Origin of the sequence: Streptococcus oralis subsp. dentisani, assembly GCF_003944205.1 — a bacterium.
Lineage (GTDB): Bacteria > Bacillota > Bacilli > Lactobacillales > Streptococcaceae > Streptococcus > Streptococcus oralis_BH.
This window is the reverse complement of record NZ_RJPH01000009.1, coordinates 42,863-68,074: the sequence shown is the minus strand read 5'-3', so window position 1 is coordinate 68,074 and position 25,212 is coordinate 42,863. Positions and strand designations below refer to the sequence as shown.

Here is a 25,212-nt window from a genome sequence, read left to right as displayed (position 1 = left end):
GAAAACAACCCTTCCTCTCCTACTCACTAAGCTCTGTTAGAGTATCCAAATGTTGGTTATTAATCACCGCCATGATATAGGCGCCTGACCGTAAAAGGTCATCGGGACCGAATTGAACATCTAGAGGAGAATTTTCATAGTCACGAAATCCAAGTACATTGAGATTGTATCGCCCACGTAAATCTAGCTGGCTAAGGCTTTTCCCCCCCCAAGATTGGGGGATTCTCATCTCGACAATTGAAACATTCTTGTCCAACTGAAAGACATCTACGCTGTTATGAAAGAGAATTCTCTGCGCTAACGAACGTCCCATTTCAAATTCCGGTGAGATGACCGAGTCCGCACCAATTTTCTCCAGTACCTTTTTGGCCATGTGACTTTTTACCTTGGCAATGACGGTCGGCACCCCTAGACTTTTACAGTGCATGACTGCAAGAACACTGGATTCTAGATTTTCCCCCGTTGCGACAACCACGGTATCGCAGGTGTCAATTCCAGCTGATAGAAGGAGTTCTTCATCCGTGATATCTCCAACAACCCCACGCGCCAGCACGGGTTCAAATTGATTAATGCGCTCCTCGTGGTCATCAATAGCAATGATATTCATATGATGCTTGGCAAGAGCAGCCAAAACACTACTCCCAAAAATTCCCAAACCTAAAATTCCAATTGTCCGATCTGACATCGTTTTTCCTTTCTTATCCGATAGTGATATCTGCTTTCATATAGTGAATCAAATCTTTCTTGTCTGGCTTATATTCTGCTAAGCTGACCAGTAGTGTCAAGGGGCCAATACGGCCAATAAACATCAGCAACATAACGATACTAAGGGCTAACTTACCTAACTCTGGTGTTAAATTTGCCGTTACCCCAACAGTAGCAAGTGCTGAAATGGTCTCAAACATGAGATAGATAAAGCGCGGATTTCCTTCTGCTGTTATCCCTAGTAAAATCAAGCCCAGTAAGAAAGTCAGCAAGAAGATAATAAAGACACTGAAAGATTTTTGTACGGTTCGAGGTTCAATGGTCCTCCGAGCTACATTGGCATGAGGCAAGCCCAATAATTCACTGCGAGCAAAGACCAACAAGACAAAGAAGGTCGTAATCTTGAGTCCCCCTGCTGTCCCTCCAGGTGCCCCGCCCAGAAACATCTGCAAAATGTAGATCAGTAAGGTAACTGGTCGAGCCTGGGTGTAGTCAATAGAGGCAAAGCCTGCTGTCCTCATACTGACAGTCTGGAAGAAACTAACCAATAGTTTCTCTGGGACGCTGAGATTCCCAATCGTCCCTGGATTGTTCCACTCGATTAAGAGAGTCGATACTGTTCCAAAGAGCAAAATTCCCGCCGTTAAAAAGAGAACCAACTTGGTATGGAAACGCAGGCGGCGTTTTTTCTTTTTCCCAAACTGGATCGCTAGGTCAAACCAGACCATAAATCCTAGGCCACCCGTTATAATCAATCCTGCAATCACTAGATTGATCAAAGGGTCCGTCTGAAAGACTGCTAAACTCGTACTTCCAAAATTATCAAATCCAGCATTGCAGAAAGCTGAAATAGCCAAAAAGATAGAGGTTAGAATCCCTCGCCCCCATCCAAATTCAGGAATGAAGCGGAAACTCAGGAGAAAGGCACCGAGCCCTTCTACCAGAAAAGTCGTCAAAAAGATCGAGCGGATGAAGTCCCTTAAGGACTGGGTTTCCCCATAACTAAAACTTTCTTGAATAGTCTCACGGCTACGAAGACTGAGCTTTTGTTTCCCTTGGATATAAAAGATTCCAATAAAGGTCATAAGCCCCAATCCACCGATCTGGATCAACAGCATGCAAATCAACTGGCCCCAGATATTGTAAGTAGAGGCCACCGGCTGGGTGAAGAGCCCTGTCACACAGACCATGGACACAGTCGTAAAGAGATGGTCAAAGTAGGTCGCTTGTGAGGTTGCTGCTTGAACCAAGGGTAGGCTTAAAAGGAGAGAACCCAAGAAGATTACTAGGGCAAAACTTAAAAAGATGCGACGAGCTGGTGATAATCGAACTAGCGTCGTCTTTATTTTTTCAAAAAATGATTTGAATACCATAGCTACATTGTACCATAAAAATAGTAAGAGCACTCACATGTGGTGCATAATAGCAAGACAGAGTTCGAGGGCCTTATCAAAAGCTTCTACGCCCCAGTCACGACTGTCGTAGTTATCTAGATCCGCCAGGGAATCTGCGGTAAAGAGCAGTTCTCCCCAGACAACCCTACGTAACTGAGCTACTGCCGCAAGAGCACTCCATCTCCACAACAGCACAGCCTTCTTCCTTACGATAGGCAACCTTTTCAGCTGTCTCTCGGTAAAAACCATCTGTCGTCCAAGTCATAACCTCCTCGTAAGGAATGCCTCTTTGTTCCAAGACTTGCTCAATGGCAGAGATAGCCTCAATCTGCATCTCCATATAACGAGAAGGTGCTACATAGTGGTAGCTGGTCCCCTCATCTCGCAGAGCGCGAATAGGGATGAGAAAGGCATTTTCCTCTATATCGGCTAGGACGCCACAGGTTCCAGTGGAGATGATTTGCTCTACACCATAGCCAATCAACCAATCCATAAACTGGGCCGCTGGGGCAGAACCCACGGGCGCCTGGGTCAGACAGATCTCCTCACCCTTGTAGTTGACGACATAGACTGGATAAGTCTTGGTGGCAGAAACGAACTCACCAACACAGTCCGCTCCTGCTTCCTGAGCGTAGCGGTCAATCTCTTCCTCCAAAAATGCATAGATGCATTTCTTTGGCAACTTTAAGTCCAATCCCTCATGTGTTGGCATAAGGACCGCCTGGGGATTGTCATCAAACTCCAAAATGGGAATCGCATGTTTCTGAATCATAGCCCACCTCCTCTAATTTTGTACTATTGTATCAAAAGCTGACGAAGTGTCAAGGAGTTGTCTTTACATTTCCTCTAGTAACAACGCAAAATTCTCCCTTCTCTTTCGAGAGAGGAGATTTTTTTATCCTTGTCCGCCAGGAGCTGGACCGCCAGGACCACCATTTCCTTGAGGGCCTCCATTTGGTCCACCGCCTCCAGGCATAGAGTTGACGATTTCCGTTTGTTTTTCGCCGTTGAGATAGATGTCTCCACCTGTATAGGTCGCTGTTCCATCAAAGTCAAAACCTGTTTGACCAATCATTTTAATGGTTCCGCCTGTGACTGTGATATTGCCATTCGAGTCGATTGGGTCTGTGTCTCCTTGACCGACTTCTACTGTCAGGTTCCCACCGTTCATAGTGAAGAAGATTTCACTCTGTTGGGCGTTTTTATTAGCTGCGTTGACTCCATCATCTGTCGAATAGATGCTAATGGCCCCACCGTTGATAGTGATGGACTTACCTTCAAGTCCTTCTGTCGAATTCTTGACGGTGTAGGTACCACTATCGATAACCAAATCACCCGATGCGTGGATGCCATCATCTCCTGCTGTGACGGTGATGTTGTTGTTGGATAGGTACATGGTTCCGACTGACGTATCCTCGTCATTGTCCACCTTGACGCCATCTTCTTTGGCGTCGATAGTCATGGTCGTACCAGTGATGTTGAGTTCATCATTGACATTAAAGGCATCGCCAACTGCTGTGATGTTATAGGTTCCACCCGTGATGTGGAGAGTGTCATTGGCCTTGATCCCGTTGTTCTTCTTGCCATCTACATTGAGAGTTCCTTTCCCGTTGATGGTCAAATCCACCTTAGAAAAGAGAGCTGCGTCAGCCTTTTCATCGCTGTTAGAGCTTGAGTCAGAGAGACTGTTGGTGGTTCCCTCTGCTAGAGTTAAATAGACGTGGCCGGCCGATGTCGCAGATATCGCTGCATTAGTATTGGTCATGGTCGCACCTTTTAGGACTAGGTGAACATCTGCAGACTTATCTGCCTCGACCTTGATCTGCACTCCGTCAGACTGACCTGAAATCACATAGGTTCCAGATTTTGTGATGGTCACTGTTGATCCAGAAACTGTCACCCCATCTCCAGAGACGTTTGCTGATGAGCCAGATAGCTCAATCTTAGAAGCTGTGCTTTCGTCATAAGAAGTATCATAGTCCTTCTCTGTAAAATAGGATGATTGGTTTGTATTTGTTGAAGTTGTTGTGGCACTATTTGTCGTTGCATTGGTATTGGATGTAGTTGTTGACTGGGCACATGCTGCCATCAGCACCACTGCCGTTAAACTCGTTGCGAGTAGGGTCCATTTTTTTGATTTCATACCTTTTTCCTCTCCTTCGTATGATATAGCTAGACAGTCTACAGAAGATTCCTGAAACGAAACTAAAACTTTTCTGAAAGTTTCCTTAAATTTAGTTTCAATTACGTTTCGCCTAGTAATTTTTTAGAAAGGACTGCTAGAAACAATTTTTGAACTCTGGACTACCTTTAATAGATTTTTTAAACCAACACCCCCTGTGCGATATCTCCTTGACCAAGAAAGCCAAAAAGAAGAAAAATTTATAAGACTAAAGCTCATAAAAAGAACAGCCCTAGCTGTTCCTTTTCACTTCTATTTCACAGGAATTTCCTTGATAACACGCGCAGGATTCCCACCTAGGACGACATTGTCTCCAAAGGACTTGGTGATCACGGTCCCTGCTCCTGCAACGACATTATTTCCCAGTGTCACTCCAGGAAGGACAATGACGCCACCACCAGCCCAGAAATTGTCTCCGATGGTGATGGGCTTGCCATATTCGACCCCTGAATTACGTTCATGAGGATCCAGTGGATGGAGTGGGGTTAAAAACTGACAGTTGGGGCCAAGCATAGCGTTGTTCCCGATGCGAATCGGACAAACATCCAGCATGGTCAAGTTCCAATTAGAATAAAAATTTTCCCCTAGATGGATGTTGACCCCATAATCGACCACCAGACGTGGATTGACATAGAGATTTTGCCCAGTTGAGCCAAACCAAGTCTTGATGATTTCGGCTCCCTTCAAGGGATCCTCTTCCTTGTTAAAGGCAGCCTGTTTTTGGCGAGAAGCCTGCGCCAAGGTCCGTAACTCTGGGTCCGACGGACGGTAAGGCTCCCCTGCTATCATTTTCTGGTATTCGCTAGTCATCTTATCACCTCATACTTACTTTGGCCCCATCATATCAAAAAGCCTTTGAAAGGTCAAGAATGGCCTGCTTTCTAGACTCTCGAAATCAATTCCCTCCCAAGTCAAAACAACTTGCTTGACAAAAGCTTGACTTCATGGTTTAATATACCCCATAAGGGTATATGTGGAGGTGCCTATGTTTCACTTATTTACAAAAATTGACAGTATTTCTACCAGCGAGTTAGAAGCTAAACTTAAGGAACCGATTCAGCTACTGGATGTTCGGACGCCTATGGAATTCCGTAGAGGTCATATTAAAAATGCCAAAAATGTTCCTTTAACGGAAATCGGTTCTTACACACCAGCGACAACAGAAACACTTTATGTCATTTGTCACTCTGGTGTACGAAGCAAACTAGCTGCGAAAAAGCTAAAGAAAAATGGATACGATGTCATCAATGTCCGAGGCGGTATGAGTGCTTGGACAGGTAAGGTCATCTAGAAGCATCAAGGAGAAAGTCAATGAAAATTATCATTGTCGGAGGAGTTGCAGGCGGTATGTCAGCAGCAACCCGTCTCAGACGTCTCATGGAAGACGCTGAAATCACTATTTTTGAGAAAGGTCCCTTTGTTTCCTTTGCAAACTGCGGACTTCCTTACTATGTTTCAGGAGAAATTGCAAACCGTGATAGTTTATTGGTCCAAACTCCTGAAAGTCTCAAGGCACGCTTTAATCTCGATGTGCGACCATTTCACGAGGTCATCCAGATTTCGCCAGAAGAACACACTGTGACGGTGCGACACGATGGACAGGAATTCACAGAAAGCTACGACAAGCTGATCCTCTCCCCAGGAGCTAAACCTTTTGTTCCTGCTATTGAAGGGCTAGCAGAGGCTAAGAATGCCTACACGCTTCGCAATGTTCCTGACCTCGATGAAATTATGGCAGCCTTGGACAATCATCCAAAAGAAGCTGTCGTCATCGGTGCAGGCTTTATCGGGCTTGAAATGGCTGAAAATCTGGCGAAACGGGGATTGCAAGTTACCATCGTGGAGAAAGCACCCCATGTCTTGCCACCATTAGATCAGGAAATGGTGGCCTTTGTCCAAGCAGAATTGCTGGCAAACGGCGTCCGTGTTATCACTTCTCAGTCTGCGACTCGATTTGAAGACCAAGGAAAAATCATCGTTCTCGAAAACGGTCAAAAGATTGCTTCTGACCTCACCATCCTTTCTGTAGGTGTTGAACCTGAAAACGGACTGGCTCAGGCAGCTGGGATTGAACTGGGACTACGTGGCGGTATCCTCGTCAACGAACACTACGAAACCAGTCAAAAAGATATTTTTGCAGTTGGAGATGCCATCGTCGTCAAGCAAGAGATTACGGGTCAAGATGCACTCATCTCTCTAGCTTCTCCTGCCAATCGTCAGGGACGCCAAGTGGCGGACGTCATCGCAGGACTCAGCCGTACTAACAAGGGCAGTATCGGCACTGCTATCGTTCGTGCCTTTGATATGACAGCTGCTTCGACTGGTCTCAGCGAGCGTACTCTTCGTACCAACCAAATCCCATATAAAGCCCTTCATGTCAGTGGGAAAGACCACGCTGGTTATTATCCAGGCGCTACTGATATGACCTTGAAGCTCCTCTTTGACCCAACCACTGGAAAAATCTACGGTGCCCAAGGAGTTGGGAAGAAAGGCGTTGACAAGCGAATCGATATCCTGGCAACTGCTATCAAGGGAAATCTCACCGTCTTTGATTTACCAGAATTAGAGTTCACCTATGCGCCACCATTTGGCTCTGCCAAGGATCCCGTCAATATGCTGGGCTACGCAGCCTTGAACCTTATCGAAGGTCTCAGCGATAATGTTCAATGGTACCAGCTTGAAGACGAACTGGCTAAGGGCAAGAAATTCCTAGATGTGCGGACAAGTGGCGAATTTCAGAGTGGTCGACTCAAAGTCGACACTATCCACATTCCCCTAAACGAACTTCGTGAACGCTTGGATGAACTGGACAAGAACCAAGCCTACATCGTTAGTTGCCACAGTGGTTTGCGCAGCTATATCGCAGAGCGTATCCTCAAACAAGCAGGATTTACCGTCCAAAACCTTGACGGCGCTTATTCCCTATACAAAATGGCTAACCCAGAAGGAGTAGAATATGGTAACTAATATCAGCATGGCTGACTTTTATGAAAAATATCAAAATGAAAAACTAGATCTTATCGATGTACGTGAAGTACATGAGTTTCAAGCAGGACATGCGCCAGGTGCAAAAAATCTTCCGTTAAGTACCTTGGAGCAAGGCTACAAAGAACTCAAACCTGACCATGAATACCATGTCATTTGTCAAGGTGGAGTGCGTTCTGCCTCTGCCTGTCAATTTCTCAGCGCCCAAGGTCTCACCGTTATCAACGTAGAAGGTGGTATGAATGCTTGGCCCGGTCAAGTAGAATAATCAAAAAACCGATTAAGTTCCTTAATCGGTTTTTTCGTTTTTACAACTCGATGATATGAACCTCATAGCCAATGGCTTCCAGGAATTTGAGTATATCTGTCGTATCCAAAAATAGAGTTTTTTCATTGGTATTGGGGTGAAAACTCATCCGTTTTTCAGACATGATTTCTTTGTCGAAATAAATCTGAATATCTTTGTCAGCATTGTTCAGCAAGCCAAATGGCGATACTACACCTGCTGGTAACATCATTTTTTCAAACAAGCTCTCAGAGGAAGCCATACGGATTCTATTGGCTCCTACCAAGTCTTTCAAGAGGTCCATATCCAAACGTTTCTTATCATCCATAATCACGAGATAATAGGCTGTTTTCTTTTTGTTGGTGAGAAACATGGTCTTGGTACGGACACCTTCGATCCCTTCGATAAAGCTATCGGCTTGCTCTGTCGTCAAGGCTGGCTCGTGCTCCACGATTTCAAAAGGAATGTCTAGCCCATTTAGCATCTCTACTACTTTTTCGTATGCTTCCATTCGCTTGCCTCCTTTAACTTGTCTTACTACCTTTAATTATACCAAAAAATGGGTTTTCTTCCAATTTATATCCAAGCATCTCTAGGTTTCTTTCATTTTCATACAAGTTATCTTAGACGGAGCCCCAACTGTTAGGATGGGCATGATTTCCAGCCAGCAAGCCCATCTTTTCTTTCCACCGCATAGCCACAAGGTATATCCGCGACTTGTCCGATGGATGCGTCTAGTTTAAATGCTTCAGCTAGGGAAATGAGGCGTGCATCCTCTCCAGTATGGTCTTCTGAACACAAAAATTGCCACATGCCATCCTCTTCATCGTGGGAGATAAAGGTGATCGGATTTTTCCCAGCCAAGACATGGTGACAAACTATACAGGCTGTGTTGGGTGCATCCTTAAATGCAAAAGTCATCTTGAACTCCCTCCTTGAAATACACTAGCAATTACATATTTTTTGCATAGCCGAAACGCTGATTGATTGTGTGACTCAAGGTGACTAATTTTTCCAGAATATCCCTCTTGCAGATAAATAGCACATAACTATCGCTATTAATATCCATACAAGCAAGACAGAAATCGTGTCCAGCCCATCTTTCGTCCAAAATCTTACACCAAGTAAGGATGTCATCATCCTCGTCGAACCAATTCTCCTCCAAATCAAGAGTTTGTTTAGTTGCCAGAGGCGTTAATTGGTACAGAAATTCGTCCTTATCCGTCTTCCAGTCTAGCTCAATGACTGTATCCACTGCAAGCAGTTCATCAGCAATAGCAAGCCATTTTATCGTAGCTTCATCAACCTCTTCGCTTATTCCTCGCTCGTCGTATCTATCTGCATACTGCTTGAAATAGGCTTTCGGTGATTCAAAACAGGAGGTCAAACGAGATCGTACCTCACTATCATCTGTTAGCAATTGGGTTATTTCCTGATAGATTGCGATATTTTTCTGCTCATCTGTCCGCATATCTAGTACAATTTCCCAGTCTTCTAGCTCTGGTGTGACTCTGTTCTCCAAATATGCCCGAAGCATGTCTTGAGTTTCTTTCTCGCTCAGACCATTTTTTTCGTAGATTACATTCTCGTTGATTCGTTCGGCGTCGGCAACACTGATCTCAAAACGAAAACCGTCCGAATCTTCATCCTGACAAACCTGTACAAAATCCGATACAAGCTGACTCCCCTTTAGTTTAACTGGTTGCTGAGGTATTAAAGTGAGAAAATCCCTACCACCATCTTGGACGGCTACCAGTTGCTGCCATACTTCCTCAAATCCAAAGCCATTTTGTTCCTTCTCACCATCATCTAGCACCCAATCCGCAAAGATTCTTCCTGAAATGCTCGAAAAATCTGCTCTCTCGTCTCCTGCTAGAACAGGCTGATCACTTGTAACAGGGGCCATCTCTTTGACTACCTTTTCAGCCTCTTTTTGAATCCAACCTTGTCTAAAGAAATGGGCAACAATGCTAGGTAAGATCAAGACAGGCAGACAAATAAGAGTACCTGCGAGTGCGAGACCCCTGTATCGATTTTTTGTGGGGCTCCCTTCTGATAGCTGATTTAGAAAGTCCGCTACTTGATTGAACAGTTCGCCCCCAGTGAACCAGAATAGGAACAAACATTCCACACCAAGTAGGCCAAGCCATATAAACGCCATTCGTTTCGCTGCCTGACTACAGATCTCCATTTTAGTTTGTATAGGAATAGCTTCTGTCTCAGGAATACTCTGAAACCATTTTTCTGCTCGTTCTTCTTTTGTCATCTTTCCCCTCCTGTGATCCACTTTCTTATCTTGTTCTATCACATAGAGAACTACTATTTTCGTTTGATTAGGTACTGAACAGCCTTTTCTAAGCGTTCTTTTTGAGCCTCAGGGTCGTCCAGGGGTTGGTTGATGCAGGCTGTGAGATTCTCGGTAATGATCATCTCAATCACGCGCTCCACACTCGAACGAACCGCTGTCAACTGGGTAATGATATCTGCACAATCACGATCTTCATCGATCATCTTTTGAATTCCACGCAACTGCCCCTCTGAACGTTTCAGGCGTGTAATATACTTTGAGTTTGTCATCTTCTTATCCTTGGTCGATTTTTCTTCATTATATCTCTAATGGACTCCTTTGTCAAAATTCTCGTTCCCTCTTTATCTATAGAATCTCACCCTGCTATCGCTTTCATGGTATAATAGAATGACAAATACTATTAGAATCTATGCTCGTAGCAATACGAGCCATTCTTAGAATGGACCAGCCTATGAACTCTATCTATGGCCCTTGCGAAGTCTACTTACCCACTATCTTGCAGACCTTTATTCAAGATATGGAAGAAGCCGCAGCTAATTACAAAAAAGAAACCTCCCTCAAACTATATGAGCATTTGCATGCGCGTATCAAAACCGAGGAAAGTATGCGTGAAAAATGCCAACGCAAAGGCCTTCCTCAGACGAGTCAATCCGCTCTCAAAGAAATCCGAGATGCTATCGGTGTTCGGATCATCACAGGCTTTACAGATGATATCTACCGCATCGTTGACTATATTCGTCAGCTACCCACCATCCATATTTTTAAAGAGAAAGACTATATCCGTCAGGTCAAACCCAATGGCTACCGTTCTTACCATCTGATTCTCGAAGTGACTACCCCCTACCCAGACTGTCTGGGAAATGACCAAGGAACCTACTTTATCGAGATCCAACTGCGCACGATTGCTATGGACTCTTGGGCCAGCCTTGAACACCAGATGAAATACAAGAAAAACATCCAAAACCCTGAACGAATCACGCGCGAGCTCAAACGTTGTGCCGATGAGCTTGCTTCATGCGACTTGACCATGCAGACCATCCGTGATTTGATTCAGCGATCTGACCAAGACTAAGGAGAACCTATGAAAATCCTACTTGCCGAAGATGAAACTCAACTAAATCGCGTCATCACTGTTGCTTTAGAACGCGAAGGCTATGGCGTTGATTCTGTTTTTAATGGACAAGATGCTGTCGAAAAAGCTACAACTAACCACTATCACCTCATGATTTTTGACATCATGATGCCAATCAAAACTGGAATCGAAGCCCTCAAAGAAATTCGCCAGTTGGGCAATATGACCCACGTTATCATGCTGACAGCCATGGCTGAAGTAGATGATCGTGTAACCGGACTCGATGCAGGTGCCGACGACTACTTGACCAAGCCTTTCTCGCTCAAGGAACTATTGGCTAGGCTCCGTTCTACTGCCCGCCGTCTGGAGGACTATACCCCAGATACGGTCCAATTAGGAAATACTAGCTTGGATATTAACGAACAAGAATTAGCTGCTACAAACAGCATTCGTTTAGGGAAAAAGGAGACTCAACTCTTGACCCTCCTCATTCAGCATGCTAACCAGACCCTCAGTTGTCAACAACTACTAGAGCAAGTCTGGCCAGAGGAGCTGGAAGAAAGGGATTACGAGCTCGTTTTTCTCTATATTTCCTATCTCCGCCAAAAACTCCAAAGCGTTCAGTCCAACTTGCAAATCTTAGGATCTGCAGAAGGGCCTTTCCAACTGACAGGAGGAGACTAGATGTTTCGAAAACTACGCATCAAGTTTATTGTCACAGCCACTGCTGCTATCGCTCTGATTCTTGCATTCTTTCTGGTCTTGATGAATAGCATCGTCTATACTCAGACAGAGGATAATATCCAAACCGTCCTCTCCATCTTGTCTAAAAATGAAGGCGAACTCCCAATCACAGATGAAATCAAGGAAAGTTTCACCAAAAAGAACATCCAGGAAGGGATTATCTACAATTTTCAGTATTTCTCTGTCAGAGAAAAGGGGAATGACTACACTATTTCTCTAGGGAATGTCCAATCACTGACCGAAGCAGACGTCAGAGATTTTCTCCAGAAAATTCTTAAAAAACCGGAAACCTATGGCACGATTACTCGCAACGGGCGCTACTTCACCTACCAGATTAGTCAGACAGCTTCGGGCAAGCTCCTAGTCTTCTTTGAAGCTACCAACTACATTCGCGAACGGGACACCCTCTTTCAAGTCTCTATCTGGTTATCACTGGCTAGCCTATTTCTCCTTGCTCTGCTCTTTACCTTGATTTCTGGGATTGTTATCCGTCCCTTCGTCAAAAACTATGAGAAACAACGGATGTTTATCACTAATGCAGGTCATGAACTCAAAACACCGCTGGCTATCATTTCGGCCAATACCGAGCTTCAAGAACTCATGGAAGGAGAGACTGAGTGGAGTATCAGCACCAAGGAACAGACCGAGCGTCTCAACCACTTGATTGGAAGACTGATCCGACTTGCTCGGCTCGAGGAGCAAGAGGATATCAAACTAGCTCCTCAAAATATCTCGCTTATTGCTGAGAAAGTTGCGACAGATTTTGCTCCCCTCTTTAAAAAGGAAGATAAAAACTTTGAAAGCCTGATTGAAGCAGATATCATAGAAAAAGTAGCCCAAGAGGAATTTTATGAGCTTCTTAGCATTCTTCTTGACAATGCCCGCAAATACTGTGATCCAGCAGGCACCATCCGTCTAACTCTCAAACGCAAAGCCTATCTCCTACGCAAGCGCACCTGTATCACCGTATCTAACGACTACAAAGACGGGCGGCCTGCCAATATCAAACGCTTCTTTGACCGCTTTTATCGCGCTGAAACATCACACAATAACCAAACCACCTCTGGGTATGGCATTGGCCTCTCTATGGCTCAACACCTTGTCAGCCTGTTTAGAGGGAAAATCTTTGTCACCTACAAAAAACAGGTGATTACCTTTACCATCTGGTTGTAAACGTGGAGAGTCTGGTCGGAGTTCATCCAATTACAACATAAGGGGAAGCCAATGGAATTTTTAGTAGCTGAGGAGGGGATTCCTCAAAGCATCGGTTGCGAAGGAGCAACGATAGCATATTATGGGAGTGAGATAGAATTTCATTATGAAACCGTGCCACCACATGGAGATGATATTTTTTCTGCAAAATTGCCTTTGTTAAATATTCAGCTTCCATTTTGGATGTATGGAAGAAATCTCATATTTTTAGATGCCTATTATTTGCTTGCAGAAACAGTAAAGAAAGGGACTTGGAATCCTATAACAAGTATGCTTATCAATATCCATACAGGAAAATATGCCAGCTTAGATCACTGGTACAACAACATTTCGGTCAAGGAAAAAGAAATCGAGTTAAAAAATGACTACGATGGAAGATCTATGATTCTTAAAAATGTTAATGGGCTTAAGTGGGTTTAGAAATATAAAATGCAAATGTTGGTTTTATATTAAAGGAGAAGAACAATGTCCAAAAAAAGAGTGACCTTACCTAAAAATTTTGATGAACTGATTACAGCAGGAGATATTGAAGCTCTTAAAGCCGTATATGATAAATGTGAGCTTACTGCTCATGACGGCAGATACAGCTTAAATACGGCACTTCATTTTGGAGGTGTTCCTGATGAGCTTGTTATCTGGCTGGTGGAACAGGGTTTAGATGTAAATACTCCTGATTATTATGGGCGTACACCATTATATACACATGCCACTTTGGGGAGAGATACTGTAAAACTGCTATATGAATTAGGCGGAGATATACAAAAAACTGATACATATGGGAGTACACCTCTACATACGGCAGCAAGGTTTTTCCGACCTAAGATAGTCAGTTTTTTGATTGAAAAAGGTGCAGATGTTAATCCCAAAACTGTTATGGGACGAACTCCTTTAGCTGAAGCCCTTGCTACTTGTAGGCAGATTAATATTGCACAGGTAGCAGAAATTGCAGAAATGCTCATAAAGGCGGGCGCTGAGGTAACTCCTGATATGGCAGAAAGAGTCGAACTAATCGGAAAGGATTTTGAATTTCACAGAGAAAACTTTAATAAAGATTACTTGACTGAAACAGAAGCAGGGCTTGAGAGACTCTATGCACTGTTTGATGTAAAGCCTGCTCCGAAACGCAAGGTACATGACGGAGTTTCTCCTATTATTGTAGAAGATGGTCCTTGGCAAAAGCAATACGATGAACTTTGGGAGATGTTGATTCCTTCAAGTGGGCCAGCGAAAACTGTACAAGGCGAAGTGATCCGTATAACAGGGCGCGTACAGGATGAGCTCTATAGAAATGGCGGTGTCAACTGGGATAAACACTACCGGAACATGCTTAAAGCCCTGCCAAATCATTTCGCTTCAGGCACACCGCTTTCCGAAGAAGAACTGGAAGAAACTAAGGAACTGATTTCCAGCATCCGTGCAAAAGGCAGTGATGAAGATACTATAACTGAACGTTTGTGTGAACTTTCAGTTCTCTGGGTAAGCTTAAATCCTAATCCGCTTCCTTTAGGGGAAATAAATTATAACAGATGAGTACATAATCTGTAGGAGACTTAAAATGGTCAAATTAAAAGATATAGGAAATTTTAAATCTGTTCCACAAATTGTATGTGATATTATAAAGGGGAATATACCCGCACTAGATGTATAATGAGTACACAATTCTCTAACTCAGAAAGTACCAACCTAAAATAAAAGATTTAGAAAGGAGCTGTTTATGGAAAAAATACAAACTTCACAAGAGTGGTTACAGAAATACCAAGAAATAAAACACCTGCTCACTTCGTCTATCAATTATGCAGAGTGTTTTGAGAGGAAAGAAATACAGGGTGCAGAAATTTTTGTTTTGGAGATGGGGGAAGTGACTTTCCCTAGCGGAGAAATTCTGGTTCGAGATCCTTTGGTCTGGCTCCGTAGAGAGGAAAAGTCCTACTTACAGTCTGTACCCAAAGGGAGATATCGACTAAAGACTTTAGTAGCCAAGATAGAAGAAGACCATTACAGGTATGTAGCAACGAGAATCCAATTTACAGATCAAGTACCAGTCATCTACTATGAAGCACTGACTGGTGATGAAGATATAGACACTGTTGAAAAAGACTCTTATTTTGGATTTGCAGTTGATGCAGGTCTGGCAACGATAGTGGACGTTGACACCAAGAATGCCTACTGCGATTTTGAAGAGAGTTGGTATAAAGAAAATCCTGACAAAAATATCTACGACGATTTCTTTGCAGCAGTTTTTGCTCAAAATGCCATAGACAATCCCCTTTATCAGCGTGAGGGCGGGGATTGGATTAATTTTAAAATCCCCAACACTGACCTAAGCATTCCGATGATCCAATCAGGTTTTGGAGATGGTGTCTATCCTGTGTACTTTGGCTATGATAAGGATAATCAGCTTTGTGATTTAGTTGTCGAATATATTTACCTAGAATAGAGAGGAATAGCAATGTCACTAGAAAAAGTCTATGATTATTTTCATCATTATGATTCTAAAACCTACCAAGTTGTAGCCTGCATGGGAAATGAACCCTCCGAAGAGGATATAGAAGATTTTGAAAAACTGTATCAAATCAGTCTTCCAGACGACTTTAGAGAATTTGCCATGTCACCCCTAGGCGGACTATATATGGAAGTCAGGGAGGAACTGTGGCCTAGAGCTAAAGCATTTGATGTGGCACCATTTTGGACATTTTGCCGTGGTATTAAGGTTTACGGCATTGCAAATGAGATACCTGATTTTCTAGACATTCGACTGAAGACCAAAGAATTACATGAACTAGGCTTTGTAAATTATATCCCTTTTCTGTCTATCATCGGTGATCGAGATGTGATTTTCTGCTTTGATAAAAATAATCACATTGTCGCCTTAGATTGGTATAGTAGTGGAGAGGCTGAAGAGCTCGATAGTGACTTTTCAGATCTTTTACTCAAACAAATCCAAGAACTGGAGGAGCGTAAAAACAAAATGCTAGAAAGAATTGAGACCCAGAAAAAAGGAAAATAAGCCTTGGGCTAGTAAAGTTATCTCAAATGTCATCACAATAGCACGAAACTCAAAAGAGCTGGAAACCAGCTCTTCTTTTTATTTTATAACAAGCTCGTAACGAGTTTTGCTGGTAAGGGTTTGACCTGCTTTGAGAATGACTTGGTCTTTGAGGTCGCTGTGAATGGCATCTGGTAAAGCTTGCGCTTCAAGGGCAATCCCATTGTGCTGTACCATTGGCTGACCAGCTATGAGCACACTCTCATCCACAAAGTTTGCTGTGTAGACCACAAAACATGGAGCCTCTGTCTTGAAAAGCAAGAAGCGACCTGAATTTTGGTCATAAAGGAAACCAGCATTGTCATGACCCATAGGGAGGGCAAATGGATGATCCAAACCAGATACCAGCTGGATTTGCTCATCTTCCTCTTCAAAGATGTCCTTCAACAAAGCACCATTGTAGATGTGTTTCACCACATCACGATTAGCATCTGGAGTCTTAGCTGGAACACCGTCTGGAGCGATTGGGTAAATGCCCTCCGTATTTAGCTGGAAGACATGGCGGTCAACCGTCTGCGTAAAATCACCTGATAAGTTAAAGTAGCTGTGATTGGTCGGATTGACAAGCGTATCCTGGTCTGTCGTCACCTTGTAGCTGACTTCGTAGGCACCATTTTCTTCCAAACGGTAGCTAATCCAAATCTTAAGATTCCCAGGGAATCCTCCTGTACCGTCTGTTCTTTCTGTATAAAGTGTCAAACCATGGTCGCTCACTTCGACCAATTCAAACAAGCTAGAATCCCAACCTGTTGAACCGCTGTGGTTACAATTGCTAGCATTATTGACTTCAAGGTAATAGGTTTTACCATTGAGCTCAAATGTTGCACCTGCAATACGGCCCGCTACAGGACCAACGCTTGCTCCATGTTTAGGACTATTGCCAACATAGCTATCAAAATCATCAAAGCCTAGGATAACATTGGCAAAATTTCCAGCCTTATCAGGCGTTACATAGCGCAAAATGGTCGCACCATAAGTCATAACTTCAAGCTGGTAGCCACCGTCAGTCTCAAAGCCATAGGCCAAGACATCCTTACCCTCATGATTTCCAAATACACGCTCTGTGTATGCTTTCATTCTTCTCTCCTTTGATCCATTTCTCTTAAGTAAACAAACCATAGAGAGTGTCTCACCATCTATGGTTGTAGTTTTATTTTCAGAAGCCTTTGTCAGAAAAACTTGAGTATTTTCTTAACAAAAGGGGATTCTTCTATTCTTGTTTTTATGCTTCTACACGTTCAGTCCATGAAGTCGCTGTTGTTTGAAGAACCTTGTTGAGTTCGTCAATGTTCTCAAATCCTGTTGTACGCAACCACTCACGAGCTGCAGCTTCACCGTCTTTGATGTAAGCTTCAACTGATCCAGCCCAAGTTGCACGGCCGCAAAGAACACCATTGAAGTTTGCGCCTGATTCGTGGGCAAAGACAAGTGTTTCTTGGAAGAGTTTAGCTGATACACCCGCACTCAAGTAGATGTAAGGAAGATTTGTTGCTTCGTCTTGAGCTTTGAAGAAGGCTGCTGCTTCTTCGCGTGTATGAACGATTTTGCCATCGCCAAAGCCTTCAACATATTTGACGTTAACTGGAACTTCTACTTTCAAGACATCGATGTTAAAGTGTGGGTCTGAGAAGACCTTCATAGCACCAATAACCTTGTGTGGTTTTACTTTTGCGTATTCTGCAGAACCTGCGTCAGCGATTTTTTCATCGTAAGCAAGGATTTCAAGGAAGAATGGAATGTCTTCCGCCACACACTCAGAACCAATGCGTTCGATGTAGGCTTGTTTTTCTTGGTTGAGTTCGTCAGAGCTGTCTACGTCATAATAAAGCAAGAACTTCACAGCATCTGCACCTTGTTCCTTGATACGTTTTGCAGACCAAACATCCAAGCAGTCAGGCAAGCGTTTGGTGCTTGTTGTGTCGTAACCAGTTTTTTCATAAGCAAGGAGAAGTCCAGCATTGGCATCAAGCGCTTTTGTAGCTGGAAGTCCATACTCAGGGTCAAGGAGCATAGATGATGCGTATTTTGTCAATTCATCTGCAACCAATACTTTAAGTTCTTCCATTTGAGCAACTGTTGGCTCTTCTGTTTGGTATTGAGCCATGAGACGTTTCAAAGCGCCACGTTGGTCAAAGGCAAGAGCTGAGATAATGCCGTTCTCGTCAGAGAGTTTTTGTAAGCAAGCCACTTTATTGGGACTTAATTGTAATTTACTCATAGATACTTCCTTATTTTTGATATTCGTGGATGATAACACCTTGTACCACACGGTTTACGGTACCTGTAGGAGACGGTGTATCTGGTTTATTTTCTACCTTGAGCGAAGTCAATAGGGCAAAGAGTTGGGCATAAACGATGTAAGGAAAGACACGGTAAATATCGTTCAAGACTCCACCACAGCCAAGAGCCACTTCTTTGACATTTTCAAGACCAAAGGCTTGATCACTCAAAAGTACGACACGACGAGCAATCTGATCACCAGCAACTTCACGAACCAAGTCCAAATCATACTTGCGAGTGTGGTCTGTCGTTGTACCAAATACCAAAACAACTGTATCTTGATTAATCAATGATTTTGGACCATGGCGGAAGCCAACTGGGCTCTCATACATAGTCGCAACTTGGCCAGCTGTTAATTCCAAAATCTTGAGCTGAGCTTCATGAGCAAGTCCAAAGAAAGGACCAGCACCAAGGTAGATGACACGGTTAAAGTCTAAATCAACCAACTCTTTGACATCTGCTACATTGTCTAGGACCTTACGGGCAAGGCTAGCCACAACTTCAAAACGTTCAGCTTTAACAGCAAATTCTGTAGGGTCAAACACCAAAAGTGCTGTCAACATCATAGAGGTAAAGCTAGAAGTCATGGCAAATCCAGCATCATTAGAGGCAGCTGGTTGCAAGAGCAAGAGATTACGATCATCGCCATGAGCTTGAAGAGCCAATTTCCCTTCTGCAGCACATGTAATAGTTACTTGATAGAGGTCATCCACCAAGGCTTTAGCCAGATCAACAGTCGCTACACTTTCAGGCGAATTCCCACTACGAGCAAAGGATACAAGGACAGTTGCCACATCTTTTTTTAGATAGGTTTCTGGATTTGCTACAATATCTGTTGTCGCAATGGCATTGAAGTTCCATTTGCGTTCGTCATAGACTTCCTTAAAGTATGGTACCAAGGTATCTCCCACATAAGCAGAAGTACCAGCACCCGTTAAGATGACCTTGATATAGTCATGCTTATCAGCGATCCCTTGCAGAAAGGCTGCAATTTCTTCCCGTTTTGCTTGATAGGCTTCAAAAGCCTCTTTCCATACATCAGGCTGTTGGTAGATCTCACGAGTCGTGATTTCTGCACCCAGTTCAAGCAATTCTTCTTTTGTGTAATTTAGCATAGAGTTCCTCTAATCTATTGTTGTTTCATTCCTATTAAAAATATGGGAATGGGAGTGACTCCCATTCCCATGTATATTCTATACAAGCTGTTCTAACGGTTTTCACGTTGTCACATCTTATACTCAATGAAAATCAAAGAGCAAACTAGGAAGCTAGCCGCAGGCTGCTCAAAGCACTGCTTTGAGGTTGCCGGATAAGACTGACGAAGTCAGTAACATATATACGGCAAGGCGACGCTGACGTGGTTTGAATTTGATTTTTAAAGAGTATTATTCATCTTCGTCATCATCGAAGCCCGCTAACAAATCGTTGACTTTTACGATGCTTTCTGCAGCACGGCTCTTATAATCCGCATCTGCGCCTGTAAGGCTTGCATTGATAAATTCAATCACCATTGGAAGATTCATCCCTGCGTAGAGTTCAATGTCGCGACCTTCCATAATCAAACGGCTTACCACGTTACATGGTGTACCACCGAGAAGATCCGCAAAGACTAGAAAATCATCCAATCCTTCAATAGCAGCTTCAAATTTAGCAGTAAATTCTTCTGGACCATCTTCTGGAAGAAGAGCCACTGCATGAATGTTGTCTTGTGGACCCATAATCATTTCCGTGCTACCTTTAAGTTCTTCACAGAAACGACCATGACTCACCAAAATTAATGATTTACTCATAAATTATGCGCCCATTCCAAGCAAGAATTTACCGATGAATGAAAGTCCTACTGCAAGAACGATAATGATACCGATCGCTTTAGTAGAGTTCATACCTTTCTTACCAAGCAACCAGAAGATAAAGGCAGTAAAGATTGCTGGAAGCAAGCGTGGGAAGATTGAGTTCAAGATGTCTTGGAAGTCAATCATCTTTTCACCAATTGGCAATTTGTAAGAAATGTCAAAGTTGATCATTGTTGCTACAAGAGCACCCATCATGAATACACCAAGTACAGATGCAGCTTCAATCAAAGCTGTCAAAGTACTTTGCATGTTGTTGATAAGGTTAACCCCTTCTTTGTATGCAAATTCCAACTGTTTCCAACGGAAGATGTCATACGCTACTGCAACTGCGATCCAAAGGAAGATACCCCAAGGTTGGCCGGCAATAGCCATTGTTGCAGCGATAGATCCCATGATAGCAGGTACAAGTGAACCAAAGATTGTATCTCCAAGAGGAGCGAATGGTCCCATCAAACCTGTCTTGATACCGTTAACCGCATCTTTTGAGTCAACGCCATCTTTTTCTTCCATAGCAAGGTCAAAACCAGCGATGATTGTGTGGAAGAATGGTGAAGTGTTGAAGAATTGAGTATGAACTTTCATCATTTCTTTCAACTCAGGAGTTCCATCTCCATACATTTTACGCAATTGTGGCAAGATCATGTAAAGGTAACCTGATGCTTGCATACGTTCGTAGTTCCATCCCAATTGGAAAGTGAACAAGCTACGTTTGTTAATTTGATTAAAATCTTCTTTTGTTAATTTGTAATTAGAATTCGTCATCTTCAATTTCCCCACTTTCTGACTGTGTAGAAGGTGCTGCTACAGCAACTTTCTGGCTGTTCTTGAAGTGAACAACTGCAAGGAAGATACCAATGATAGAGATACCGATCATAGACAATCCTTTGAAGTTGTTAGCAAAACCGATAGTTTGAGCAACTTCAGCAGGAAGAGTGCCAATGATACCAGCAACTGCTCCACCAAGACTTATTACGTTTGAGTAAAGAACAGTCAACATAGCTGTCAAACCAAATCCCATAGCAAGATAGTGAAGGTTACGTTTAACTGGAAGGTAACGAAGCAAGATAGCGAATCCAAGACCTGGAAGCATACGACCTGCAAGAGTCAAACCGTCTGCAACCCATTGGTATTCTTTAACAAGGTCTACTACTGATTGTACGAAAGCACCACCAAAAGCAAGAGCGAAGAATACTGGAAGGGCACGAGAAAGAGCCCATGGAAGCGCACCAAGTAGGTAGTTGCGTTCGATACCTTTGTAGTCAAAGCGTTCGATCGCAGCATCAATACGGTGTGCAAAGAAAGTAGTTGTCATACGTCCAAGAACGTCGAAGTATGTCAAAAGTGCTGCTACTGGTACAGCGATTGTTGTGATTGCAAGATCTGTATCAATACCTTGAGAGATAGAGAATGCTGTTGCAAGAACCGCACCAGAAGTTGCGTCAATACGAGAAGCACCACCGAAGGTACCAACCCCAAGAACGAACAACTGCAAGCTACCACCGATAAACAAACCAGTTGTCACATCTCCCATGATCAAACCGGTAATGAAACCAGCGAATACAGGGGAACCTGCAGATGAAACGATTGTCAACTCATCACAGATTTGATAAGCTGAGTACAAAGTGAGAAGTAAAATTTGCCACCATTGTATCATAACAATGACCTCCTAAAAATTTTTTCCTATTTTAACAAGCTCAAAAAGTCTGAAACTGGATCATTTGGAACCATTTGAGCAGTGAGTTTCACACCTTTTTCTGCTAGTTTGTGGAAATCTTCCACATCCTTGTCTACCACGTTGATAGAACGTGTGATAGAGCGAGTTTCTGGTGTTTGAGACATATTGCCAACGTTGAGTGTTTCAAGCGGAACACCTGCTTCGACCAAACCAAGGAAACGGTCTGGTTTACGTGCAACGATAAAGAGACGTTGGCTATCGTATTTACCAGCAAGGATATTTACTGCTGCTTTCTCAACTGGCAAGATACTGAGTTTCACACCTGGTGGTGTCGCAAGTTTCAAACCACTCTTTTCAATATCGTTGTTAACAACTTCGTCGTCTACAACCATAATGCGTGAAACATTTAGTTTTCCAGCCCAAAGATTGGCTACTTGACCGTGGATCAAACGTCCATCGATACGGCATCCTACAATTGTCATAAGTTTTCCCCCTTTATGTGTTTTAGTGTAGGTTTACGAGTTAAATGAATCTCTTCTTTATATTCGCCCTCAGTTTCAAAGATGATGATGCGGTTAGCACCTTCCTTGAGATAGCTATGAGGGATATAAAGTGAGAGGGTCGGGCCGACGTTCCAGAAACGTCCTAAGTGACGCCCGTTGACAAAGGCAACTCCCTTACCAAACTCAGACAAGTCTAAGTAGGTATCCTTCGGCTCTTCAACAGTAAAGTCGAAAGCGTAAAAGGCTGGTTGTCCTTCTGTCCATCCTTTTGAAAAATCAATCTTCTCAGGATTATCCAGTGGCAGTGGATATTGTTTCCAATTCAGTAAGAAATGTAGATCCTTGCAGACACCTGTTCGAATTCCTTTACGCTGCGTATCTGCCAAAAACTTATGTCCGTAGTTGACACGCCCCATATTTTCAATCAAGATGTCAATCTCTGAAAAGCCTTCTCGGTTGCCTTGACAGTAGATGTCTTCGCCAATCTCTGTCTGGTATTGAGTAGCAATCCATTGACCATCTACAAAGAGTTGAGCTCGGTCACGTCCATCGATGATACGGAGACGTTCCTCTTCTGCATCCCAACTTGCCTCCGTGCGGTAGAGAAGGTAGCCATAACTTTGACCAAGTTCTTCCATCGCTTTTGGATAGAGGCTTTCAGTAGGACTAGAGAGATTATCCAGGGTTTCAAACAAGGAAACTTTTTCGACCAATGGAATGGACCCTATCTCCATGCTTTCCTTATAGAGTGGTTCCAACTGTGGATACTCTGGGAAGTGTGTTGCCATCATCTTCTTGACTGCTAGGTATTTAGCAGTTGGATTTCCTTCTTCATCGAGAAGGGCATCATAGTCGTAAGATGTGACTTGTGGCAAATCCAGAGTTCCTCGAGCCGAGCAACCATTCATGAAACCAAAGTTTGTCCCTCCATGGAACATGTAGAGGTTGATAGATCCTTGCTCCAATACCTCTCGAACAGCTTCTGCCAATTCTTTAGGATCACGAGTGATGATGGGTTCTTTCCAACGGTTGAACCAACCATCCCAGAATTCCATACACATGAGGGGCCATTTCTTGCCATGCTCATCAAAGAATTCCTGCATCTGTGAAAAGTTGTACGGAGCTTTAGAACCGAAGTTTCCTGTCACAAAGAGGTCGTCTTCAATCAAGGTTCCGGCTTTCAGAGTAGCCCTCCATGGGCCATCTGAAGTAAAGAGTGGGCAATCAATCCCTCGGTCTTCCATCAATTTCCGAATCGCTCGTAGATAAGACTTATCTTCTCCATAAGAGCCATATTCATTTTCGACTTGCATCATGAGAATGTTTCCGCCATTATCCAACAAGCGAGGTACAAGCCTTGGCAATAATTGGTCATAATAGCGAGCAACAGCCTCGATGTAGGCTGGGTCGGACGAGCGAATTCGCATGTCCTTGGTCAAGAGCCAAGCCGGCAAGCCACCAAATTCCCATTCCGCACAGATAAATGGAGACGGGCGTACAATGGCATAGAGACCCAGATCTTGTGCAATTTGAAGAAATCTCTCCAAATTTCTGGCACCTTCAAAATCAAACTCCCCTTCAACAGGTTCGTGTAAATTCCAAGCCACATAGGTCTCGACTGTATTAAAGCCAAGCGCCTTTAAGTTATAGAGAGAATGATACCAATCCTCTGCTGGAATCCTAAAATAATGAATGGCGCCGGACAAAATCTTGAACGGTTTTTCGTCTAAATAGAAATCGTCCTCAATTTTAAATCTTGTCATGTTATTACCTCTGACGAATTAAGTTTGCGCTTTCATTTATTATAATATTAACTATAATCAAATCTTTTGCATTTGTCAATAGGTTTTAGAAAATTCTTTAAAATTTTTCTATTTTTTTACTTCTTTTTTACCAAAATTATCTAAAAAATAGCATGAAATGAGGGCTTTTGCACGACTCCTGTTTTGACGGCGCTTTTATATATGTGCAAAATAATATTTTTAATGTATTATGTTATTTTTTCATCTAAATGCTACTATTTTCTTTGTGTTTGTGGTAAAATCAAAGAAGGAGAAAGAAAAAAATTGAGGTGCAATTATGGCTATTCCAAAATACCAATATATTAAAGACGAACTCAAGAATAAAATCATCTCAGGTCAATTTGCGAGTGGAGACAAGTTTTATACTGAAGCAGAGTTGATCGCGATGTATGATGTCAGTTCTATCACAGTTGTTCGTGCCTTGAACGACCTTGCCAAAGATGGCTATATTGTCCGCCAACAAGGAAAAGGAACTTTTGTTTCACGCGCTCGTAAGCACAAACTCGTTGAGTTTTCAGATGTGGAAATTTTTGAAACAAAAGACGATAAGGTAACTGTCCTTTCTATCGAACGTGGAAATAAGCTTGAATATTTGGAAAAACTTGGTTTGCGTGGAGACCAGTTCTACTACAAGATCGAACGGACACGTCAAACTAATGGTGTGACCTATATCTACCACACTTCTTATATTCCCGAACAATATATCAATGCCAACTATCCAAATCTTGACTATTATAGCTCTATCTATAAACGTTTCAAATTGGATTACCGCATTCACATGACTGATGAGCATTTTGAGGAAATCAACGAAATCGCATTCCCAACACCAGAGCATGCTGCTTCTACGTTGGGAATTGATACACAATTTCCAACTGTCTTCCAAACGAAGACTACAAAACTTGAGGCCACTGGCCAAGTCCTTGCCTATAGTGAAACTTATAAGCGAGCTGACTACTACAAAATCAAATTCATCTCGTGTGATCGAGGTCATTAAGAAAAAGCTTGAGCCTAGCTCAGGCTTTTTCTATTTCATTATAGCATGCACCATTCAGTATGAACATATGACGAAGGGTAATTCTTTAATTAGTAGTGCTTTTACTAAAAACAAGTTAAATATTGGCTAGATTTTCCTTGTTTTTAGTTTTTTGACAATTTTTTCCTAAAT

Annotated in this window: 27 protein-coding genes and 1 pseudogene; 11 read left to right on the top strand and 17 right to left on the bottom strand. The window is 42.9% G+C overall.

The features are described from left to right. Positions 1-19: 19 nt before the first annotated feature. From D8805_RS07180 to D8805_RS07160, 5 genes and pseudogenes are all read right to left on the bottom strand, one after another. Positions 20-685, bottom strand: a complete 666-nt coding sequence (locus tag D8805_RS07180; RefSeq protein ID WP_001283891.1) for a potassium channel family protein — start codon at positions 683-685, stop codon at positions 20-22. Between the two features lie 13 nt (positions 686-698). Next, positions 699-2,078, bottom strand: coding sequence for a TrkH family potassium uptake protein (locus tag D8805_RS07175; RefSeq protein ID WP_000231440.1), 1,380 nt, complete (start codon positions 2,076-2,078; stop codon positions 699-701). Between the two features lie 33 nt (positions 2,079-2,111). After that, a pseudogene (locus D8805_RS07170) lies at positions 2,112-2,871 on the bottom strand (nucleoside phosphorylase). 123 nt (positions 2,872-2,994) lie between these two features. Beyond that, the gene (locus D8805_RS07165; RefSeq protein ID WP_125416495.1) at positions 2,995-4,242 is read right to left on the bottom strand and encodes a carbohydrate-binding domain-containing protein; all 1,248 of its coding nucleotides are present in this window, start codon (positions 4,240-4,242) and stop codon (positions 2,995-2,997) included. Between the two features lie 291 nt (positions 4,243-4,533). Continuing rightward, a complete protein-coding gene (locus D8805_RS07160) occupies positions 4,534-5,091 on the bottom strand; it encodes a sugar O-acetyltransferase (protein WP_125416493.1) in 558 nt (185 codons plus the stop codon). A 175-nt stretch (positions 5,092-5,266) separates the two neighbouring features. Between D8805_RS07160 and D8805_RS07155 the strand changes: the two genes are divergently transcribed. Genes D8805_RS07155 through D8805_RS07145 form a run of 3 tightly spaced genes read left to right on the top strand, consistent with a single transcriptional unit; the run spans position 5,267 to position 7,534 of the window. Next, positions 5,267-5,572 (top strand): rhodanese-like domain-containing protein, encoded by a 306-nt coding sequence (locus tag D8805_RS07155; protein ID WP_125416491.1) that lies wholly within the window; start codon positions 5,267-5,269, stop codon positions 5,570-5,572. Between the two features lie 20 nt (positions 5,573-5,592). Beyond that, the gene (locus D8805_RS07150; protein WP_125416489.1) at positions 5,593-7,248 is read left to right on the top strand and encodes an FAD-dependent oxidoreductase; all 1,656 of its coding nucleotides are present in this window, start codon (positions 5,593-5,595) and stop codon (positions 7,246-7,248) included. After that, positions 7,238-7,534: a rhodanese-like domain-containing protein gene (locus D8805_RS07145; RefSeq protein WP_000258398.1), complete on the top strand. Its 297-nt coding sequence runs from the start codon at positions 7,238-7,240 to the stop codon at positions 7,532-7,534. The genes D8805_RS07150 and D8805_RS07145 overlap by 11 nt, the downstream gene beginning before the upstream one ends. 40 nt (positions 7,535-7,574) lie before the next feature. Here the strand turns inward: D8805_RS07145 and D8805_RS07140 are convergent, their stop codons facing one another. From D8805_RS07140 to D8805_RS07125, 4 genes are all read right to left on the bottom strand, one after another. Beyond that, positions 7,575-8,063, bottom strand: coding sequence for a prolyl-tRNA synthetase associated domain-containing protein (locus tag D8805_RS07140; protein ID WP_125416487.1), 489 nt, complete (start codon positions 8,061-8,063; stop codon positions 7,575-7,577). A 131-nt stretch (positions 8,064-8,194) separates the two neighbouring features. Beyond that, positions 8,195-8,473: a hypothetical protein gene (locus D8805_RS07135; protein ID WP_125416485.1), complete on the bottom strand. Its 279-nt coding sequence runs from the start codon at positions 8,471-8,473 to the stop codon at positions 8,195-8,197. A 31-nt stretch (positions 8,474-8,504) separates the two neighbouring features. Further along, the gene (locus D8805_RS07130) at positions 8,505-9,818 is read right to left on the bottom strand and encodes a DUF6630 family protein (protein WP_125416483.1); all 1,314 of its coding nucleotides are present in this window, start codon (positions 9,816-9,818) and stop codon (positions 8,505-8,507) included. Positions 9,819-9,871: 53 nt separating this feature from the next. Beyond that, on the bottom strand, positions 9,872-10,129 hold the full coding sequence (locus D8805_RS07125) for a metal-sensitive transcriptional regulator (RefSeq protein ID WP_000185156.1): 258 nt from the start codon (positions 10,127-10,129) through the stop codon (positions 9,872-9,874). Between the two features lie 182 nt (positions 10,130-10,311). Between D8805_RS07125 and D8805_RS07120 the strand changes: the two genes are divergently transcribed. The 7 genes from D8805_RS07120 (at position 10,312) to D8805_RS07090 (ending at position 15,895) form a co-directional block, all read left to right on the top strand. Beyond that, a complete protein-coding gene (locus D8805_RS07120) occupies positions 10,312-10,932 on the top strand; it encodes a GTP pyrophosphokinase (RefSeq protein ID WP_376739456.1) in 621 nt (206 codons plus the stop codon). Between the two features lie 9 nt (positions 10,933-10,941). After that, on the top strand, positions 10,942-11,616 hold the full coding sequence (locus D8805_RS07115) for a response regulator transcription factor (protein ID WP_125416481.1): 675 nt from the start codon (positions 10,942-10,944) through the stop codon (positions 11,614-11,616). Further along, on the top strand, positions 11,617-12,849 hold the full coding sequence (locus D8805_RS07110) for a sensor histidine kinase (RefSeq protein ID WP_000488867.1): 1,233 nt from the start codon (positions 11,617-11,619) through the stop codon (positions 12,847-12,849). Positions 12,850-12,900: 51 nt separating this feature from the next. Beyond that, positions 12,901-13,308, top strand: coding sequence for a hypothetical protein (locus tag D8805_RS07105; RefSeq protein ID WP_000395300.1), 408 nt, complete (start codon positions 12,901-12,903; stop codon positions 13,306-13,308). A 45-nt stretch (positions 13,309-13,353) separates the two neighbouring features. After that, the gene (locus tag D8805_RS07100) at positions 13,354-14,418 is read left to right on the top strand and encodes an ankyrin repeat domain-containing protein (RefSeq protein WP_125416479.1); all 1,065 of its coding nucleotides are present in this window, start codon (positions 13,354-13,356) and stop codon (positions 14,416-14,418) included. A gap of 184 nt (positions 14,419-14,602) precedes the next feature. Beyond that, positions 14,603-15,325, top strand: coding sequence for a DUF4241 domain-containing protein (locus D8805_RS07095; protein ID WP_125416477.1), 723 nt, complete (start codon positions 14,603-14,605; stop codon positions 15,323-15,325). A 12-nt stretch (positions 15,326-15,337) separates the two neighbouring features. Next, the gene (locus D8805_RS07090) at positions 15,338-15,895 is read left to right on the top strand and encodes an SMI1/KNR4 family protein (protein WP_125416475.1); all 558 of its coding nucleotides are present in this window, start codon (positions 15,338-15,340) and stop codon (positions 15,893-15,895) included. A 78-nt stretch (positions 15,896-15,973) separates the two neighbouring features. Here D8805_RS07090 and D8805_RS07085 read toward each other — a convergent pair whose 3' ends face one another. The 8 genes from D8805_RS07085 to D8805_RS07050 all read right to left on the bottom strand — a co-directional run bounded on the left by D8805_RS07085 (position 15,974) and on the right by D8805_RS07050 (position 24,008). Beyond that, complete coding sequence (locus D8805_RS07085) at positions 15,974-17,011, bottom strand: aldose epimerase family protein (RefSeq protein WP_125416473.1); 1,038 nt, start codon at positions 17,009-17,011, stop codon at positions 15,974-15,976. A gap of 145 nt (positions 17,012-17,156) precedes the next feature. Beyond that, the gene (gene lacD / locus D8805_RS07080) at positions 17,157-18,152 is read right to left on the bottom strand and encodes a tagatose-bisphosphate aldolase (protein ID WP_125416471.1); all 996 of its coding nucleotides are present in this window, start codon (positions 18,150-18,152) and stop codon (positions 17,157-17,159) included. A 10-nt stretch (positions 18,153-18,162) separates the two neighbouring features. Beyond that, positions 18,163-19,329, bottom strand: coding sequence for an SIS domain-containing protein (locus D8805_RS07075; RefSeq protein ID WP_125416469.1), 1,167 nt, complete (start codon positions 19,327-19,329; stop codon positions 18,163-18,165). A 270-nt stretch (positions 19,330-19,599) separates the two neighbouring features. Further along, positions 19,600-20,004, bottom strand: coding sequence for a PTS sugar transporter subunit IIA (locus D8805_RS07070; RefSeq protein WP_000045700.1), 405 nt, complete (start codon positions 20,002-20,004; stop codon positions 19,600-19,602). Between the two features lie 3 nt (positions 20,005-20,007). Then, the gene (locus D8805_RS07065; RefSeq protein ID WP_125416467.1) at positions 20,008-20,829 is read right to left on the bottom strand and encodes a PTS system mannose/fructose/sorbose family transporter subunit IID; all 822 of its coding nucleotides are present in this window, start codon (positions 20,827-20,829) and stop codon (positions 20,008-20,010) included. Then, a complete protein-coding gene (locus D8805_RS07060; protein WP_125416465.1) occupies positions 20,816-21,721 on the bottom strand; it encodes a PTS mannose/fructose/sorbose/N-acetylgalactosamine transporter subunit IIC in 906 nt (301 codons plus the stop codon). Before D8805_RS07060 ends, D8805_RS07065 begins: the two co-directional genes overlap by 14 nt. Before the next feature lie 26 nt (positions 21,722-21,747). Further along, entirely contained in the window at positions 21,748-22,224 is a 477-nt protein-coding gene (locus D8805_RS07055; protein ID WP_044020041.1) for a PTS sugar transporter subunit IIB, read from the bottom strand. Beyond that, entirely contained in the window at positions 22,221-24,008 is a 1,788-nt protein-coding gene (locus D8805_RS07050; RefSeq protein ID WP_061587428.1) for a glycoside hydrolase family 35 protein, read from the bottom strand. The genes D8805_RS07055 and D8805_RS07050 overlap by 4 nt, the downstream gene beginning before the upstream one ends. Positions 24,009-24,324: 316 nt before the next feature. On the opposite strand from D8805_RS07050, the gene D8805_RS07045 reads away from it, so the two are divergent. Further along, complete coding sequence (locus tag D8805_RS07045) at positions 24,325-25,041, top strand: GntR family transcriptional regulator (protein ID WP_001007187.1); 717 nt, start codon at positions 24,325-24,327, stop codon at positions 25,039-25,041. The last annotated feature ends 171 nt before the right edge of the window (positions 25,042-25,212 follow it).

Excerpts from the sequence above, each read along its gene's own strand:
- D8805_RS07130 (WP_125416483.1), bottom strand. The coding sequence starts at position 9,818 with ATGACAAAAGAAGAACGAGCAGAAAAATGGTTTCAGAGTATTCCTGAG.
- D8805_RS07115 (WP_125416481.1), top strand. The coding sequence starts at position 10,942 with ATGAAAATCCTACTTGCCGAAGATGAAACTCAACTAAATCGCGTCATC.
- D8805_RS07060 (WP_125416465.1), bottom strand. The coding sequence starts at position 21,721 with ATGATACAATGGTGGCAAATTTTACTTCTCACTTTGTACTCAGCTTAT.
- D8805_RS07095 (WP_125416477.1), top strand. The coding sequence starts at position 14,603 with ATGGAAAAAATACAAACTTCACAAGAGTGGTTACAGAAATACCAAGAA.
- D8805_RS07075 (WP_125416469.1), bottom strand. The coding sequence starts at position 19,329 with ATGCTAAATTACACAAAAGAAGAATTGCTTGAACTGGGTGCAGAAATC.
- D8805_RS07135 (WP_125416485.1), bottom strand. The coding sequence starts at position 8,473 with ATGACTTTTGCATTTAAGGATGCACCCAACACAGCCTGTATAGTTTGT.
- D8805_RS07155 (WP_125416491.1), top strand. The coding sequence starts at position 5,267 with ATGTTTCACTTATTTACAAAAATTGACAGTATTTCTACCAGCGAGTTA.
- D8805_RS07120 (WP_376739456.1), top strand. The coding sequence starts at position 10,312 with ATGAACTCTATCTATGGCCCTTGCGAAGTCTACTTACCCACTATCTTG.
- D8805_RS07140 (WP_125416487.1), bottom strand. The coding sequence starts at position 8,063 with ATGGAAGCATACGAAAAAGTAGTAGAGATGCTAAATGGGCTAGACATT.
- D8805_RS07085 (WP_125416473.1), bottom strand. The coding sequence starts at position 17,011 with ATGAAAGCATACACAGAGCGTGTATTTGGAAATCATGAGGGTAAGGAT.
- D8805_RS07125 (WP_000185156.1), bottom strand. The coding sequence starts at position 10,129 with ATGACAAACTCAAAGTATATTACACGCCTGAAACGTTCAGAGGGGCAG.
- D8805_RS07165 (WP_125416495.1), bottom strand. The coding sequence starts at position 4,242 with ATGAAATCAAAAAAATGGACCCTACTCGCAACGAGTTTAACGGCAGTG.
- D8805_RS07180 (WP_001283891.1), bottom strand. The coding sequence starts at position 685 with ATGTCAGATCGGACAATTGGAATTTTAGGTTTGGGAATTTTTGGGAGT.
- D8805_RS07150 (WP_125416489.1), top strand. The coding sequence starts at position 5,593 with ATGAAAATTATCATTGTCGGAGGAGTTGCAGGCGGTATGTCAGCAGCA.
- D8805_RS07105 (WP_000395300.1), top strand. The coding sequence starts at position 12,901 with ATGGAATTTTTAGTAGCTGAGGAGGGGATTCCTCAAAGCATCGGTTGC.
- D8805_RS07175 (WP_000231440.1), bottom strand. The coding sequence starts at position 2,078 with ATGGTATTCAAATCATTTTTTGAAAAAATAAAGACGACGCTAGTTCGA.
- D8805_RS07110 (WP_000488867.1), top strand. The coding sequence starts at position 11,617 with ATGTTTCGAAAACTACGCATCAAGTTTATTGTCACAGCCACTGCTGCT.
- D8805_RS07090 (WP_125416475.1), top strand. The coding sequence starts at position 15,338 with ATGTCACTAGAAAAAGTCTATGATTATTTTCATCATTATGATTCTAAA.
- D8805_RS07065 (WP_125416467.1), bottom strand. The coding sequence starts at position 20,829 with ATGACGAATTCTAATTACAAATTAACAAAAGAAGATTTTAATCAAATT.
- D8805_RS07045 (WP_001007187.1), top strand. The coding sequence starts at position 24,325 with ATGGCTATTCCAAAATACCAATATATTAAAGACGAACTCAAGAATAAA.
- D8805_RS07100 (WP_125416479.1), top strand. The coding sequence starts at position 13,354 with ATGTCCAAAAAAAGAGTGACCTTACCTAAAAATTTTGATGAACTGATT.
- lacD (WP_125416471.1), bottom strand. The coding sequence starts at position 18,152 with ATGAGTAAATTACAATTAAGTCCCAATAAAGTGGCTTGCTTACAAAAA.
- D8805_RS07050 (WP_061587428.1), bottom strand. The coding sequence starts at position 24,008 with ATGACAAGATTTAAAATTGAGGACGATTTCTATTTAGACGAAAAACCG.
- D8805_RS07070 (WP_000045700.1), bottom strand. The coding sequence starts at position 20,004 with ATGAGTAAATCATTAATTTTGGTGAGTCATGGTCGTTTCTGTGAAGAA.
- D8805_RS07055 (WP_044020041.1), bottom strand. The coding sequence starts at position 22,224 with ATGACAATTGTAGGATGCCGTATCGATGGACGTTTGATCCACGGTCAA.
- D8805_RS07160 (WP_125416493.1), bottom strand. The coding sequence starts at position 5,091 with ATGACTAGCGAATACCAGAAAATGATAGCAGGGGAGCCTTACCGTCCG.
- D8805_RS07145 (WP_000258398.1), top strand. The coding sequence starts at position 7,238 with ATGGTAACTAATATCAGCATGGCTGACTTTTATGAAAAATATCAAAAT.